The following is a 14,498-nucleotide window of genomic DNA, read 5'->3' on the forward strand; positions in this document are numbered from 1 at the left end:
ATCGCTTCTGCTGTATCTGCATCTGCCTCAGCCCATGGTTTTCCTGCTTCCTTTGTTAATAAAGCTGAGAATTCATGCTTACGACGACGCACAATCGCTGCTGCTTTGAAAAGTACATCTGCACGAATAGCAGGATCAACCTTTTTCCATGTTTTAAATGCTTTGTCTGCCTCTTGCATCGCTTTTTCAGCTAGCTCTTGGCTCGCTTTTGATACGCGACCCACCACTTCTGTTTTCTTAGCAGGGTTGTAGGAAACAATTTTATCCTCTGTTGTAATGCGCTCGCCACCGATAATCAGTGGGTAGTCTTGCCCTAAGTAGCCTTCTACTTTATTTAAAGCCTCTACATAAGCATTGTAGTTTGCCTCTTGTGTAAAATCTGTAAATGGTTCGTGTTTGTATGGAATCATTCTTAATCCTCCTAGTAAGATGTATTTGAGTATGCAAAAAACATTGACGCAAAATATTTTTGCGTATAAAATATTCTTACACTTATTATAATGCAAAATTTCGTTGCATATTTCAAGTAAAATTTTTCGAGGTGTTCACTTTTATGAAAAATTCTGAACCTTTACTACCTTTTTATGAGTTTATTGCAACAAATGTATCCGTTGGTATTCATGCAGTAGACTTATCTGGCAAAACGATTATTTACAATACAAAAATGAAAGAAATTGAAGGCTTCCATTTTGATGAGCTAGCGGATCGTTCCATTATCGAAATGTTTTCCTTCCGTCAGCATGAAAGTACATTAATGCGTGTTTTGCAAACAGGCAAAAAAGAAATTAACGTTAAACAAACTTATTGGAATAAAAACGGGCATGAAATCACGACCATCAATGATACTTTTCCACTCTTTGTTGAAAATAAACTTATTGGTGCGATTGAATTTGCGCGAGATATTACATCACTTGAAAAGCTTGTTTATCAACCCCTTCGCCGCTATGATGAGCCATTAACATTCGATATGATTAAAGCAGCCTCGGCATCCATGAAGCAAGTGATTGAAGATGCCAAAAAGGCAGCGGCTGTGAAATTACCTGTATTATTAATTGGCGAATCTGGCACAGGCAAGGATTTAGTTGCAGAAGGCATTCACCATGCAGCCTCTCCTGATTCTGAAGCATTTGTAACACTTGTTAGTCGACGTTCTGCTCAATCAGTGCTCGATAAATTAAAGCAGCTGTTAGAAGAAGATAAAGACTATACCTTTTTCTTTGAACGTATTGATTTTTTAAGCTTAGATATTCAGGAGCAGCTACTAGCCATGCTGCAAGCTCTGCCACAGTCCAAGTATATGCTTATTGGCAGTGTGGGCAGTGACCCTATTACATTAATTGCCGAAAAAAAGCTATCCAAGTCACTGTATTATTTCTTTGCAAAAATGGCGATTACGATTCCTAACTTAACTGATCGTAAAGAAGATATTTTACCATTTGTAGAGGATTATTTTAGCCGTCATCGAGAACGCTTTGCCTCTCAAGTGATGGAGCTTGCACCAGATGTTCAGGAATTATTTTTGCAATACGATTGGCCAGGTAATTTAAAAGAGCTTGAGCTATTGCTGGATGAAATCGTGTCATTTATGACAACTGAATCAACAGTTACATCAGATTTATTGCCATTGCATTTTCGCTTTAAAGTACAGCAGCAAAATACGAATAATCGTGAGCCAGAATTTTTTATGTTTCAACAAAATCATGATGTGATGCCACTTGATGCCTATTTACGTGAAGCCGAATCCTATTATGTGCAAAATGTCTTAAATTTATATGAGGGTAATATTACAAAAGCAGCAAATGCACTTGGAATGAGTCGTCAAAACCTACAATATCGCATTAGAAAAATCAAAAATAACCTACATTCTGAGCAATAAAAAAATAGGGATACCTTCCTCATCGAAAGTATCCCTATCCTCTATTGTCCGGATTGTTCAATCCAGTCCTGCAATTTATCCTTTAACGAATTAAAACCATTGGCATCCGACTCATCCACACGATCCTGTAATGATTTACGTGGTGGTGCATCTTTTTTGCGTACTGTTGTTGGGCGGTCTTGAAGTGCTCTCATCGATAAACTAATTTTTTCGGCCTCTTCATCGATTTCAAGAATTTTTACTTCTACTTCTTGCCCGACAGCTAAAAACTCACTAACGTCCTTTACAAATCCGTACGTTATCTCCGAAATATGTACAAGACCCTGTGTGTTTTCATCGAGTGCAACAAATGCACCGTATGGTTGAATACCTGTCACTTTTCCGGTCAACACGTCTCCTAATTCATATTTTTTTGCCATAACCTTTGCCCACTTTCTTTTTGTTTGCTACGTATATATCGCTTAAATTATAACATACGTGTAAAATCGGGGCAAAAAATCATCTCCTTAATCCGCTATGCCAATGATTCGGTTATGACCATTATTATTTTTCATTAATTTAATAATGACTGCTTTATCATTCGAATCCTCCTTCATGCGAACAGATACTAATGGATATTTGTGAGGCGCATTAGATTCTCCTAATTGACTAATAGCTGTTAAACTGTCAAGATGGTTGAATCGACTTGTATCCATTACTGTATTGGGCATAACTAATGCTTGCTGTAAAGCTTGATCTCCAACCATAATGGCATATAAATAAAGCGCAACCATATCAATCGGGCTTAATTGATTAAGCAATGCCTCTTTGCCACCTTCTCTATATTGCTGATATAGCTTGTCAATCCGTACAGCCTCCGCTTCATCCATATAGCTAAAGTGAAACGTATCATAATTTCTAAATCCTGCTTTTTTCCCTTTTGCTTGTAAAAGGGCTTGCCAAATATCATAGGCAGCTAATCCATCTCGTGTCGTGGATGTTTGTTGCTGTGCCAGCTCCTGTAAAATCGTTGCAGCAATTTGCCTCACAACCTTGCTATGTTTACCATCTGCTACTTGCTGTAACAATGTAATATAGTCTTTGTTAATCGTGCCATCCGCTAACAATGCAGGATGCTTTGGCGTACCTCTAAGCAATGCCGCCCATGTATATTCAAATCTATCGCGCAGCATATAATAATACGTTGAACCTGAATTTTTATCCGCTAATAATGTACGTTCAAACGATGCTAATATCTCTAATGTTTCCTCAAGTGAATAGCGTACATCATCCTTATCCATTACTAAATAGCCTTTTTGTGAGTACTCAAAATAGCCTAAACTATCAGGGTGAAGATATTTAGCTTCCTCAAATGCAAATGCCCCATTAATGGGGTTCGCTTTAAAAGCATAGGAGCCATTATCATTGATAGAAAGCTCCATCCCCTGCTCGTTGGCTGTTTCGATAATAATTTGTAATTCCAATGGATACTGACTACTAGGTACTTTTTTCTTAAGTAGATGCTCATATGGTTCCAGTAAACCGCTGTAAAATGATTCTAATTGAATGGCTGGCTGCTCATATAAATCATAAATTTTATAGGATTCCTCAAACGTTAATAGTCTTTTACCGTCAATAGCCTCAAACAGTCGCTTTGGCGTTGTTAATTTTTCCAGCACGCTATCTTCCATGTGCTGTAAATTTTCTGCCATTTCCGCTGTTATTCGTTCAGCAGATTTATTGCTCGTATAACCATTAAATTCATTTTCTATGTTTTGGATATACGGAAAAGCATTGAGTTCATCTAAGGAAACCATTAATTCTTTTCTAATTTCCTCCTTTTGATGCTTATATTTCTCTGTGAGCTCCTTCACCCAATCTTGATATGTTTTCTGCTGCTCCTCCTGCTTTTCTTGCATAATTTGTTGCTCACTATTTAAAGGTTCCTCTGGTTGTTGAATTCTATAGGATGTTCCTAAAATACCTAACAAAAATACACTCGCTATGCTGACTAGCCAAACAGAAGCTTTCTTACGCTTTACAGGGATTGGTTGTGTATTGTGTACCGCATCCTCCTTATCAATTTGCTCTAGCACCTTGCTCGGGTCTAGCTGTGTGTCCAGTCGATCATAGGATTTTTTTAGCAATGCCATACGTTTCTCAAATTGTTTATCATCCATTTTCAGCACACCCCTCCTGCATTAATGCTACCTTTAGCCTTTCCTTCGCTCGTAATAATCGCACCTTCACCGTTGATAATGAAATGTTAAGCACCTCTGCAATTTCCTCGTATTTTAATTCATGAAAGTAATACAATACGAGCGGATAGCGATACTTTTCATCGAGTGCTTGAATGGCATTATGGAGCAGCCTATCCTCTTCAAATAACAGCATAAATTCTTCTGCGGAGGAAGTTGATGTGTGCTGTGGTTGCGCATGAAGCTTTTGCTCTTTTGCTTGCTGCCGTTGCTCCTTACGATAATAATCACGAGTTGCATTTAAGGTAATTTTATAGAGCCATGTTGTAAAACGATCCTGTTTAAATTGATGTAAAAAGCGATATAGCTTCACAAATACTTCCTGTGACACATCTGCTAAATCATTACTATGTACACCACATTGAAAGGCGAATTTTTCTACAGTTCGTTGATGAATTTGAATAAGCTCAATATATGCCTCTTTCTCCCCTTGCTGTGCTTTTAAGATTAGTTCAGCTTCTATCAAAATAATCCCCCCTTTTGTCTATGGAACGAGGAAACCTTTCTAATTGTTACATAATTTAATTGTTATTTATGTAAAAAGGAGGTAGATGACTCATATCTCTTTTAGAAATAGCTATCAGCAATTTTCAGATATTTGCTTGTGTTATAAAAATATTGCGGTAAAATAAAACTTTAATATAAGGAGGATTATTTTCGTGTCATCGAGAGATCAATTTACAACTAAAATTGGATTTATTTTAGCAGCCGCAGGAAGTGCCATTGGGCTAGGAGCGATTTGGAAGTTCCCCTATATGGCTGGCACAAATGGCGGTAGTGTCTTTATTTTATTATTTATTTTATGTACATTTTTTATCGGCTTACCAGTGCTCATAGCAGAGTTTATGATTGGTCGTCGAGGTCAAAAGGATGCTGTCACATCTTTTAAAGAGCAAGCGCCAGGAAAACCATGGTATCTCATCGGTTGGGGTGGGATGATTATCGCTGGTCTTATCCTATCGTTCTATAGTGTTGTAGGTGGGTGGATTTTAAGCTATCTAGGTCGTGCCATTACGTTTAAGCTTACAAATACGAATGCTGATATCAACTATGCAGATTTATTTGGCAGTATTATTTCAAGCCCCTTTGAAGCTGTTCTTGTGCAGGGTTTGTTTATGTTATTAACAGTCGTGATTGTTTCAGCAGGAATTAAAGGTGGCATTGAAAAGGCAAGCACTTGGATGATGCCTTTGCTCTTTATTTTCTTTATTGTCTTAGTTATACGCTCTTTAACATTAGATGGGGCGATGGAAGGCGTTAAATTTATGTTTGTACCTGATTGGTCTTATTTTAACGCAGAAACTTTTTTAATGGCTTTAGGACAAGCCTTTTTCTCATTAAGTGTCGGTATTGCGGTAATGATTACCTATGCTTCTTATCTCTCTAAAACAGAGAAGATTGGCAACTCAGCCATCAACGTAGCATCCATGAATATTATCATTTCACTGCTTGCAGGTCTAGTTATTTTTCCAGCGGTATTTGCGCTTGGCTATACGCCTGACCAAGGACCTGGTCTTGTCTTTATTATTTTGCCAGCTGTTTTTGAGCAGCTACCTCTTGGTGGACTATTCTTAACGATTTTCTTTATACTCCTGCTTTTTGCAACAGTCACTTCTTCCATTTCTATGCTTGAAATTGTTGTTGCCATTGCGATTGGAGAGCAGCCCGAAAAACGGAGAAAGATTGCTTGGATTGGTGGTATCATTATCTTTATCGTTGGTATTCCAAGTGCATTGTCATTCGGTATATTATCGGATGTACAAATTTTAGATCGCTCCATTTTTGACTTTGTTGATTTTCTCACTAACAGTATTGGTATGCCAATAGGCGCATTATTCATTTCGATATTTGCTGGCTATTATTACACAAAAGATATTTCGCGTAAGGAGCTTGCTGCCTCCAGTACGATGTTCAACATTTGGTATATATTAATACGCTATATCTCCCCAATTGCTATTTTTATTATTTTTATTCAGGGTGTTTTACCATTATTTAAGTAGTTTCAATAAAAAAAGAGCCGTCTGAAACGGCTCCTTTGCAACAAGGATAGTGATAGTTTATTGTGACTACTGCAGAAGCAATAATTCTAGCGAATAGCTATTATAGAAGCTAGGCTGACCAAAAAGGGATTATCTTTTTGGCCAGCCACTTTTTTATCTTAAATTATGCAAAATATATTAGATAATACATTTTGCTTCAAATTTAATGGCAATTAGTTTGTAAGAAATGGCTACACACTCTTCAAATGGTATCCATTGTTCAAACGAATGCTCATATGTTTCTTGAATAACCTTTGCAAGTGTTGATGGGTCGTCAATTCCTTGCAATGCTGCAACAACATCTGCTGTTTCTGTATCATAATGATCTGAACCTAAGTGGAATGGGTCCCACTCCTCTAATAGATGTACTGCTGCTTGATTCATTTTTATATTTTCCAAAATACTCACCTATTATCCTTTAATCATATTCGTATGATACCATAGTAAATAAAAAAGAAAAGAGTGATTTGCTTGTCTATTTTTGATCAAACGATTAAACGCCGTTACACAAACTCTATCAAATGGGATGCAATGGAAAAAGTTTATGGGCTTCAAGATGCATCAGATATTTTACCTATGTGGGTAGCCGATATGGATTTTGCTCCTCCAGCAGCCGTTACAAAGGCTTTACAGCAATATTTGGAGCACGCTGTTTTTGGCTATAGCTTGATTGGTGAAGAAGCTTTACAGTCAATCGTAGACTGGCAAAAGGCTCATCATGATTGGCAAATTCATAAAGACTCTATTTTATTCTGTAATGGTGTTGTTGCTGCTTTAGCGAATTGCATTGTCGCATTAACAGAGCCTAATGATAAAATATTGATTTCATCACCAATCTATCCACCATTCTTTACGATACCGAAAAACAATGCTCGTGAAGTTGTTAGTTGTCCTTTGGTTGAAAAGGACGGAACATTTACCTATGATTTTGAAGCCTTTGAACAGGCTCTTGCTCAAAATATAAAAGCCTATATATTATGTAATCCTCATAATCCAGGTGGCTATGTATGGGATGAGGCAACATTAAAGGAAATTATCCGCCTTTGTGCAAAATACGATGTTTTAATTATTTCTGATGAGATTCATGCCGATCTAATGTTAAATGGTGAAAAGCATACTCCATTAGCAAAAATTGCAGGTGATGAAATAGATCGTATTATCACATGTATGGCTCCTACTAAAACGTTTAACCTAGCTGGTATTCAAGTTGCTTATATGATTGTGACAGATAAGAAAAAGCGTCTTCAATTAGAGGCAGTCAATATGGCAAGTGGACAAGGTCTATTAAATTCATTTGCCCCTGTAGCACTTCACGCGGCTTATACAGAAGGCGCTCCTTGGTTGGAGGAATTGCTTTCGTATATTTCTGCTAATATGGACTATGTAAAAGCAGAGCTAGAGAAAATTCCGGGCATTTATGTAGCAAAGCCGCAATCCACGTACTTACTATGGATTGATTATCGACAATTAGCGCTTGACGAAAAGAATGTTATGAAGCGTTTATTAGAAATTGGTAAACTGGGACTAGAGCCAGGAACAAAATACGGCGAAGAAGGTCGTGGTTTCTTACGTATGAATGTAGCTTGTTCATTTGAAACAGTTCAGGATGGCGTAGAGCGTTTTAAAAAAGCCTTTATACAATAACATATAAGGAGCTGTTAGGAATATAAAAGCTTCCTAGACAGCTCCTTGTATGTTTAAAAATATAAATTGGTGGAAAAGTTTTTAACAATTACATAATTAAAGAGGTGTTTCAAATGGATGTAGCACCATTAACGATTAAGCAATCCTATATGACATTCCTTTTTCCTTTCGCTTATCGCACAAATAATCGTCAGGAAATCTCTGCTGTCCTACTGCAAGAAGGTTTTTCCTTTTTCACATTAGACAATACAGCTCTTGAAAATGCCTTTTACGGAGATATTTCCATTGTTCATGAGGAGCTTGACCAATTTTTCTACCCCTTTCTTGAAGATAAATTATTTCCAGCCACTATAAATAGCTCAGACTTTACTCGTTTTTCAAAAGCATTTTATACACAAGGCTCCTTGCAATATCAAGAAAATCATTTGAATTATGAGGTAATGAGCATTGATATTACATTATGTCCCTTTGGCAATGGTATTTTAACAGTCCGAACAAGCATTACTGATACAGCGCACGATATAAGCGATATTCTTCATTTTATCCACTATTTTAGAGTGTTAGAGGCAAAATTAAGAGAAGAAAAAGGGGCTATTCATCACTTTCCATTTGGTGATTTTTTATCAACAAGTGAATTATTATTTAATCATTTTATTCCTTATTTACAGCCCTTCCTATTGCACCAGCAAGACGATATTTATAAAGGATTACCTTTTTTTGAAGATGAACGAATGTTTGCTGCGGCTTATTTAATTAGTGAGGAAGCTTCAGAGCTATTGCCTGAACATTTATTTCGATTAGGGCAAGTTGATGGAAGAACGCCTGAAGGTAAACCTTTTATTTCTAGCACAAATCCTAAATATATCGCTAATTACGTGCAGGAACATTCACATACACGCTGGGCACCAAATAGTTATATGGTTACTTCAGCGCAAGCACAAATAACCTTAACAAATTTGCCCATAGAAAAATGCACACATAGTATTCAAGAATTTATGGGCATTCATTATTATAATCTTTTTATTCACTACTTTTACAAAATGATGCTGCTAAAGCTTTCCTATGAATATAGTGAAATCAAATGGGGTAAGGATAAGCTAGTTGTGAATGAATTAATCGAGCTTATTACGAAGTTTTCTGCACGCTATTACTTTGAAGAAGTAGTTGTTCGCACAGAGGGCAGAGAAATTTCACAGATGCTACGCAAATTTTTTAATATTCAGGAGCATTATCTAGAAACAAAATCCACACTGGATAGTTTATATCGTATTCAAGAGGATCAATCAGATAGTCGAAGCAATAATTTATTATTTATTTTAACAGTCTTTACCGTAATATCAGGCATTTACGGGATGAATTTAGTCATTGATGGCTGGAAGGATAGCAAGGAGTTCGATAGTATTTGGAGCTATACACTATTTGAATGGATAGCCTTTATTACAGCGTTAAGCGGCATTGGCTTATCCCTTGTACTTGTCTGTTTGACTGCGTTCAAAATGCTTCAAAACAATATGCGACGTTATCGAAAGAAATATAAATAAAAAATCTGCTTCTCCTCGTGCAGAGTGAAGCAGATTCTTTTTTGGCTAAATATTTTGCTGGTGATTTGTATTGTTCTTTTCTGCTAAAATACGTGCTTCAATTTCTTTCGACTTTATTTCTTGCTTTTTAGAAATTTTACGAAGAAGCATAAAAACTCCAATACATAAAATAAGCATAATTAAAAATTCAAAAGCTGCTGGAATATAGCCTGATTTATCTTCTGGGAAATATAAAAATTGATACATTAAGTTTTCCATATACTACACGTCCTTTTGCTTATTATTCAAAGACTGTAATTGACTCAATTTTCACATCTTCTAGTGGCTTATCACGGAAGTCTTTTTCTACCTCTGCAATTTTATCCACAATATCCATACCTTCTACAACATGACCGAATACCGTATGTTTATGGTCTAACCAAGGTGTTCCTCCATTTTGTGCATAGGCTTCAATAATTTCTTCTGGGAAGCCTGCACCTTGTAATTGACGCAGCATATCGCTTGGCAGGTGCTTCATTTGTACAATAAAGAATTGAGAACCGTTTGTGTTTGGACCTGCATTTGCCATTGATAGCGCACCACGTAGGTTAAATAATTCATTAGAGAACTCATCTTCAAAAGAATCGCCCCAAATAGATTCGCCACCCATACCAGTACCAGTTGGGTCACCACCTTGAATCATAAAGTCCTGAATAACACGGTGGAAAATAATGCCGTTATAATAGCCTGATTTTGCATGACCTAAAAAGTTTTCAACTGTTTTAGGCGCCTGCTCTGGAAATAATTTAATTTTGATTGTGCCTAGTGTTGTGTTCATTTCTACAAGCACTTCGCCTGCTTGTACATCTGTTGTTAATTGTGGAAACATTGAAGTCTCTCCTTTAAATGTATAATTCAGTTTCGATAAAGTGAATCTTCACTCAGTGGGGATTTTCTTTATCCCTGTTAATTGGAAGCTTCACCAACCGGGTTTTTTACAGACTATTGAACCTTTGCTTAAACGTTTTGGCTTGAACGTACATGTTGAAGCGGAGATTAGCTAGCCTGTTAATACGGGATGAAAAAGATGATGGTTCATCCTTTCTGACCTCATTTTAGTCTAACATACTTCCCGCTCGTTTTCTTCATCAAAGTATTGACGATTTTTGCACTTTTCATAATGATCGTTTAAACATGTATTTGGTGTTAAGCCAAAATATGTTATTCTATGAGGTGATTGATAGAAATTATGGAGGCACCTATGAAAAAAGCTTTTGGTTTTTTTATTATACTACTATCATTACCTGCACTATGGTGGATTAGTACAAATATTCGGGCTGAGATTCATACAGCTCAAGCACATGAGAAACAGCTTGCTCAAGCTATTCATTTACCCGAAGTGCAAACACAGCTCCCTGTAACACTAATTGATCGAGATGGACAAACATTTAGTGAGGAATATGTCGAATGGCGACAGCCACTTACATTACAAGAAATTCCACAAATTGCCCAGGAAATATTTATTGCTAGTGAGGATGCTGATTTTTATGAGCATATTGGCTTTGACTTAAGTGCCATTATTCGTGCAGTTGTAGCCAATTCTAATACAAATACAACCTCTCAAGGTGGTAGTACCATCACACAGCAACTCGTTCGTATGCGTTATTTATCAGAGGAAAAAACATATGAACGAAAATTAACAGAGCTTTTTTATGCCTATGAATTAGAAAAAGAATTTGATAAAGAAGCTATTTTAACAATGTATTTGAACGAATCCTATTTTAGCAATCAAGTGTATGGAATTGGTGGAGCAGCCACCTATTATTTTCAAAAGCCTCTCCAACAATTATCTATTGCTGAAATAGCTTTTATTGCTGCTATTCCAAACAATCCATCACTTTATAACCCATTAAAAAATTTTGACCAAACAAAAGCAAGGCAGGAACGCTTATTAGATACATTAGCAGCAAATGGCTCCATTACTAAAGAAAATGCTGAAGCATATAAGGCTGAAACAATTACATTAAACATTAAAGAGAAAATTCAAAGCTATCCTATGTACAGTACCTATGTTTTACAGGAGTTAAAATGGTTAGTAGCTGATACAGAAGGCTATACAGATCGCCTTAACTATACAAATAGTGAAGAAGAGAAGAAAACCATTAAAGCACAGCTAGATAATCGACTTCAATCATTATTGCAAAATGGACTTATTATTTACACAGCTCTCGACCCAACTAAGCAGCTTCATGATGAAAATAATATGACAGCTATCTTAGGGGCAGGTCAATTGCAAGCAGCAGGAGCTGTTATTGACAATCAATCACGAGAAGTTGTTAGCCTCTATGCGGGGAAAAGCTATGAAAAATTTGATTATCATCGTGCCTTTCAAGGTACACGTCAGCCAGGCTCTGCCTTTAAGCCACTTGCTGTTTATGCACCTTTTTTTGAAACGACAACCTATACACCTGACTCTACTGTAAATGGTGGCAATTATTGTATTGGCTCATTTTGTCCACAAAACTATGGAGGCTACACATATGGGGATGTATCTATACGCACAGCATTTCGTTATAGCTACAATACATCAGCATTACGACTGTTCCAAACAGTTGGGATTGACACAGCCTTTCATTATTTAGATCGTTTCCACTTCCGCTCCATTGTGGATAGGGATCGTAATTATGCTGCATCATTGGGTGGGCTAACATATGGAGTAACAGCATTAGAGCTAGCTGATGCTTATACAAGCTTTATTGATGGGTCTTATGCGCTTGCACATAGTATTCGAAAAGTAACAGCGCTGGATGGAACAACACTTTATAGCTGGAATACAGAGCGCGAGCAAATTTGGTCAGCAAAAACTGTCCAATATATGCATGAACTATTAGCAGATGTTGTGGCAAATGGCACAGGTCAAGGGGTTTACAGCAACAGTAGCTATATTGGGGCAAAAACAGGTACAACGAATGACTACCGAGATTACTGGCTTGCTGGTCTCAACGATCGCTACACAGCAGCAGTATGGCTAGGCTACGACAAACCCCAATCCATGCAAAGCTTAGAACAATACAAAATCCATCATCAATTATTTAATGTTTTACTAGAATAATAAATACCAGTTTTTTTATCAAGTAGAAAATCAAATAATGAAAACATTATATTAAGGAAAGCTTAGGTTATGAAATTTTAATAGACTCAAGCCCTTTAGCTTTTTTGCAATAAAAATCATAAAACACTTATACAAAAAATCTCTAGTAAGTAGTAGATGATTTTTATTTTTCATCTATCTACCTACTAGAGAACATATCATCTCTTCATAATTTTAACTTTAAAAATAATTACATTTCAAAACACCCCAACACTCTACTTTATGTATTAAAATAGCTATTAAATACAAAAAATGAAAAAATAGTAACTTATTGTTTTTTCATAAATCCCTGTTATTGTATATTTACTCGAGTAAGCTACTGGCTTAAGCCTATAAATTTATCTCCATTTCTATTAAAATACAAAAAATAAAAGGTGGTATCAATAGTTTATGAACAGTAAAGTATTAAAAGCATTTTCTGTTGGTGTATTGGCTACAAGCTTATTAGCAGGGGAATCAGTAACTACTTTTGCAGCTACCACTTTTGAAAACTCACAGCAAGAGCTAGACTCATTTTCTAAAGTAATGGATCAACAAAGAATTTAGAAAATTATATTCAGCAATTGGCTATATTTGAAGAAACTAAAAAAATTCATGCAAAATATTCAGATAAGCCTTTATACAATAACTTATTGGAAAACTCAATGACTAATACAAATAATGCAATTCCTCTAACAAATGTTGCAAACACGTATTCAGTTACACCAATAGAAACAATTGGGTCAGTAGGAACACAAGCTAATACTAATTATCTAATGCGAAAAACTGATACTGTAGTTTCAAACTATGCATATGTAACATATGGAGTAGACACAGTAATTTATAGCTCGGGATCATTTAGAGAAGTTGTATCAGTAAACTCTGGAACTGCATTTGTTTTACCAGGTGGTTCAGGCTCTTATACTTGGGCTAATGGATATCAAACAGCTTCTAAAGCTAGTAGCACTACTGTTTCCTTTAGAGCTGCTGGTAACTTAGAATATAAAGTTAATAGAAGCATTAGCAGTGGATTTTCAGCAGCTGGATTCAGTTTAACTGCTACAAGTGGTAATACACATACCTACAGAAAGTTCCACCAAATTAGTCATACATTTTCTTTATACTAATAAATCAATACTATATTTATAGTAAATTAATTAAAGTTTTAGAATAAAATCATATTAAAAACAGTGTCTCAGTTCACAATTTACTTGATGAACTGTAAGATACTGTTTTTCAACTTTTTTATCTTAATTATTGAGTACATCTGATAAATCTTAACTAAAACTCCCGAATATTTCGATATTTAAGCACATAACTGTACATGCGAGTTTTTGATTTTTAATACTGTACCCAATATCCAATATTCCCAAGCATATTTGTCACTCTTGCAAGATAAAAAAGACCTCTAATAGATAAGTTTAAATAGCTGTATAATAAGGAGTGCGTGATTATGGAGAGCAAGTTATCTGTCGTTTTACTTGTATTGGGGCTTTTATTAGTAGGCTGTAGTAAACAAAGCAATGAAGCGCAATTTGTAATAGAGGAAATAGCTACAATGCCTTTGGAGAATGGCAAGGATTATTTTATTGTCACACCGATTAAGTGGATAGGTAATGACAATGTCGTGATTAACGATATTACTTTCATCAACGCCGAGCCTACAATCCACTATCAATTTTATGCAGGGGCAAGTGATAAAAAGCCAGATATTTATCAATGCAGTAAGGACGAGCTAGGTGAATTACAAAGCATTCAACAATGGGCTATTGAAAAAGAAGCAACGCTTATTTTAGCCCTTCAGCTAAATGATGTGAAGAAAAATCCTGAGCGACAACTTAAAATTTCCTATACGCTTCATGAACAACAGCAAGAACAAATCATTGATGCTGGCATGATTCAAAACCTTCATACAGTTTCACAATAAGCCTCTAAAAAACAAGGCTGGGACAAAAGAAAAAAATGTTAGACCATTTACAAGTTTGGTCTAACATTTTTTTGCGTTATTAGAACACATATACTTTAATAAATCACAAAAATAACATTCATTTT

General features: G+C 36.0%; 15 protein-coding genes. 8 read left to right on the forward strand and 7 right to left on the reverse strand.

Translation table 11 applies throughout. The annotated features are described in order from the left end of the window. Positions 1–410, reverse strand: a 410-nt coding sequence (locus ACIQVU_RS19555) for an aldehyde dehydrogenase family protein (protein WP_402896896.1), incomplete at its 3' end; no start/stop codon positions are given. 143 nt (positions 411–553) lie between these two features. Between ACIQVU_RS19555 and ACIQVU_RS19560 the strand changes: the two genes are divergently transcribed. Continuing rightward, positions 554–1,876, forward strand: a complete 1,323-nt coding sequence (locus ACIQVU_RS19560) for an AAA-type ATPase lid domain-containing protein (protein WP_402896898.1) — start codon at positions 554–556, stop codon at positions 1,874–1,876. Positions 1,877–1,917: 41 nt separating this feature from the next. Here ACIQVU_RS19560 and yugI read toward each other — a convergent pair whose 3' ends face one another. From yugI to ACIQVU_RS19575, 3 genes are all read right to left on the reverse strand, one after another. After that, complete coding sequence (yugI, locus tag ACIQVU_RS19565) at positions 1,918–2,295, reverse strand: S1 domain-containing post-transcriptional regulator GSP13 (RefSeq protein WP_340807115.1); 378 nt, start codon at positions 2,293–2,295, stop codon at positions 1,918–1,920. 87 nt (positions 2,296–2,382) lie between these two features. Next, positions 2,383–4,035 carry a hypothetical protein gene (locus ACIQVU_RS19570; RefSeq protein WP_402896900.1) on the reverse strand — a complete coding sequence of 551 codons (1,653 nt, stop codon included), beginning with the start codon at positions 4,033–4,035 and terminating at the stop codon, positions 2,383–2,385. Then, positions 4,028–4,579 (reverse strand): RNA polymerase sigma factor, encoded by a 552-nt coding sequence (locus ACIQVU_RS19575; RefSeq protein WP_340807117.1) that lies wholly within the window; start codon positions 4,577–4,579, stop codon positions 4,028–4,030. Before ACIQVU_RS19575 ends, ACIQVU_RS19570 begins: the two co-directional genes overlap by 8 nt. A 193-nt stretch (positions 4,580–4,772) precedes the next feature. On the opposite strand from ACIQVU_RS19575, the gene ACIQVU_RS19580 reads away from it, so the two are divergent. Beyond that, positions 4,773–6,113 (forward strand): sodium-dependent transporter, encoded by a 1,341-nt coding sequence (locus ACIQVU_RS19580; protein ID WP_340807119.1) that lies wholly within the window; start codon positions 4,773–4,775, stop codon positions 6,111–6,113. A gap of 177 nt (positions 6,114–6,290) precedes the next feature. Here the strand turns inward: ACIQVU_RS19580 and ACIQVU_RS19585 are convergent, their stop codons facing one another. Further along, entirely contained in the window at positions 6,291–6,551 is a 261-nt protein-coding gene (locus ACIQVU_RS19585; RefSeq protein ID WP_340807121.1) for a DUF1871 family protein, read from the reverse strand. A 72-nt stretch (positions 6,552–6,623) separates the two neighbouring features. Between ACIQVU_RS19585 and ACIQVU_RS19590 the strand changes: the two genes are divergently transcribed. Beyond that, positions 6,624–7,796, forward strand: coding sequence for a MalY/PatB family protein (locus tag ACIQVU_RS19590; protein WP_402896903.1), 1,173 nt, complete (start codon positions 6,624–6,626; stop codon positions 7,794–7,796). Positions 7,797–7,909: 113 nt separating this feature from the next. Beyond that, on the forward strand, positions 7,910–9,337 hold the full coding sequence (locus ACIQVU_RS19595) for a magnesium transporter CorA family protein (RefSeq protein WP_402896905.1): 1,428 nt from the start codon (positions 7,910–7,912) through the stop codon (positions 9,335–9,337). A gap of 45 nt (positions 9,338–9,382) precedes the next feature. On the opposite strand, the gene ACIQVU_RS19600 is transcribed toward ACIQVU_RS19595, so the two are convergent. Together ACIQVU_RS19600 and ACIQVU_RS19605 are read right to left on the reverse strand one after the other, a co-directional pair. Further along, positions 9,383–9,595, reverse strand: coding sequence for a hypothetical protein (locus ACIQVU_RS19600; protein ID WP_340807127.1), 213 nt, complete (start codon positions 9,593–9,595; stop codon positions 9,383–9,385). Between the two features lie 22 nt (positions 9,596–9,617). After that, positions 9,618–10,205, reverse strand: coding sequence for a peptidylprolyl isomerase (locus ACIQVU_RS19605; protein ID WP_340807128.1), 588 nt, complete (start codon positions 10,203–10,205; stop codon positions 9,618–9,620). Positions 10,206–10,577: 372 nt separating this feature from the next. Between ACIQVU_RS19605 and ACIQVU_RS19610 the strand changes: the two genes are divergently transcribed. From ACIQVU_RS19610 to ACIQVU_RS19625, 4 genes are all read left to right on the forward strand, one after another. Further along, on the forward strand, positions 10,578–12,428 hold the full coding sequence (locus ACIQVU_RS19610; RefSeq protein WP_340807129.1) for a transglycosylase domain-containing protein: 1,851 nt from the start codon (positions 10,578–10,580) through the stop codon (positions 12,426–12,428). Positions 12,429–12,857: 429 nt separating this feature from the next. Further along, entirely contained in the window at positions 12,858–13,013 is a 156-nt protein-coding gene (locus ACIQVU_RS19615) for a hypothetical protein (RefSeq protein ID WP_340807130.1), read from the forward strand. 17 nt (positions 13,014–13,030) lie between these two features. After that, positions 13,031–13,573 (forward strand): hypothetical protein, encoded by a 543-nt coding sequence (locus ACIQVU_RS19620; protein ID WP_402896908.1) that lies wholly within the window; start codon positions 13,031–13,033, stop codon positions 13,571–13,573. Between the two features lie 326 nt (positions 13,574–13,899). Further along, a complete protein-coding gene (locus ACIQVU_RS19625) occupies positions 13,900–14,373 on the forward strand; it encodes a hypothetical protein (RefSeq protein WP_402896910.1) in 474 nt (157 codons plus the stop codon). Positions 14,374–14,498: the final 125 nt, after the last annotated feature.

This window comes from Lysinibacillus sp. NPDC098008 (assembly GCF_044760715.1).
Classification (GTDB): domain Bacteria; phylum Bacillota; class Bacilli; order Bacillales_A; family Planococcaceae; genus Lysinibacillus.

Coding starts and splice junctions, on each gene's coding strand:
- ACIQVU_RS19560 (WP_402896898.1), top strand. CDS start 554: ATGAAAAATTCTGAACCTTTACTACCTTTTTATGAGTTTATTGCAACA.
- yugI (WP_340807115.1), bottom strand. CDS start 2,295: ATGGCAAAAAAATATGAATTAGGAGACGTGTTGACCGGAAAAGTGACA.
- ACIQVU_RS19570 (WP_402896900.1), bottom strand. CDS start 4,035: ATGGATGATAAACAATTTGAGAAACGTATGGCATTGCTAAAAAAATCC.
- ACIQVU_RS19595 (WP_402896905.1), top strand. CDS start 7,910: ATGGATGTAGCACCATTAACGATTAAGCAATCCTATATGACATTCCTT.
- ACIQVU_RS19600 (WP_340807127.1), bottom strand. CDS start 9,595: ATGGAAAACTTAATGTATCAATTTTTATATTTCCCAGAAGATAAATCA.
- ACIQVU_RS19605 (WP_340807128.1), bottom strand. CDS start 10,205: ATGTTTCCACAATTAACAACAGATGTACAAGCAGGCGAAGTGCTTGTA.
- ACIQVU_RS19610 (WP_340807129.1), top strand. CDS start 10,578: ATGAAAAAAGCTTTTGGTTTTTTTATTATACTACTATCATTACCTGCA.
- ACIQVU_RS19615 (WP_340807130.1), top strand. CDS start 12,858: ATGAACAGTAAAGTATTAAAAGCATTTTCTGTTGGTGTATTGGCTACA.
- ACIQVU_RS19625 (WP_402896910.1), top strand. CDS start 13,900: ATGGAGAGCAAGTTATCTGTCGTTTTACTTGTATTGGGGCTTTTATTA.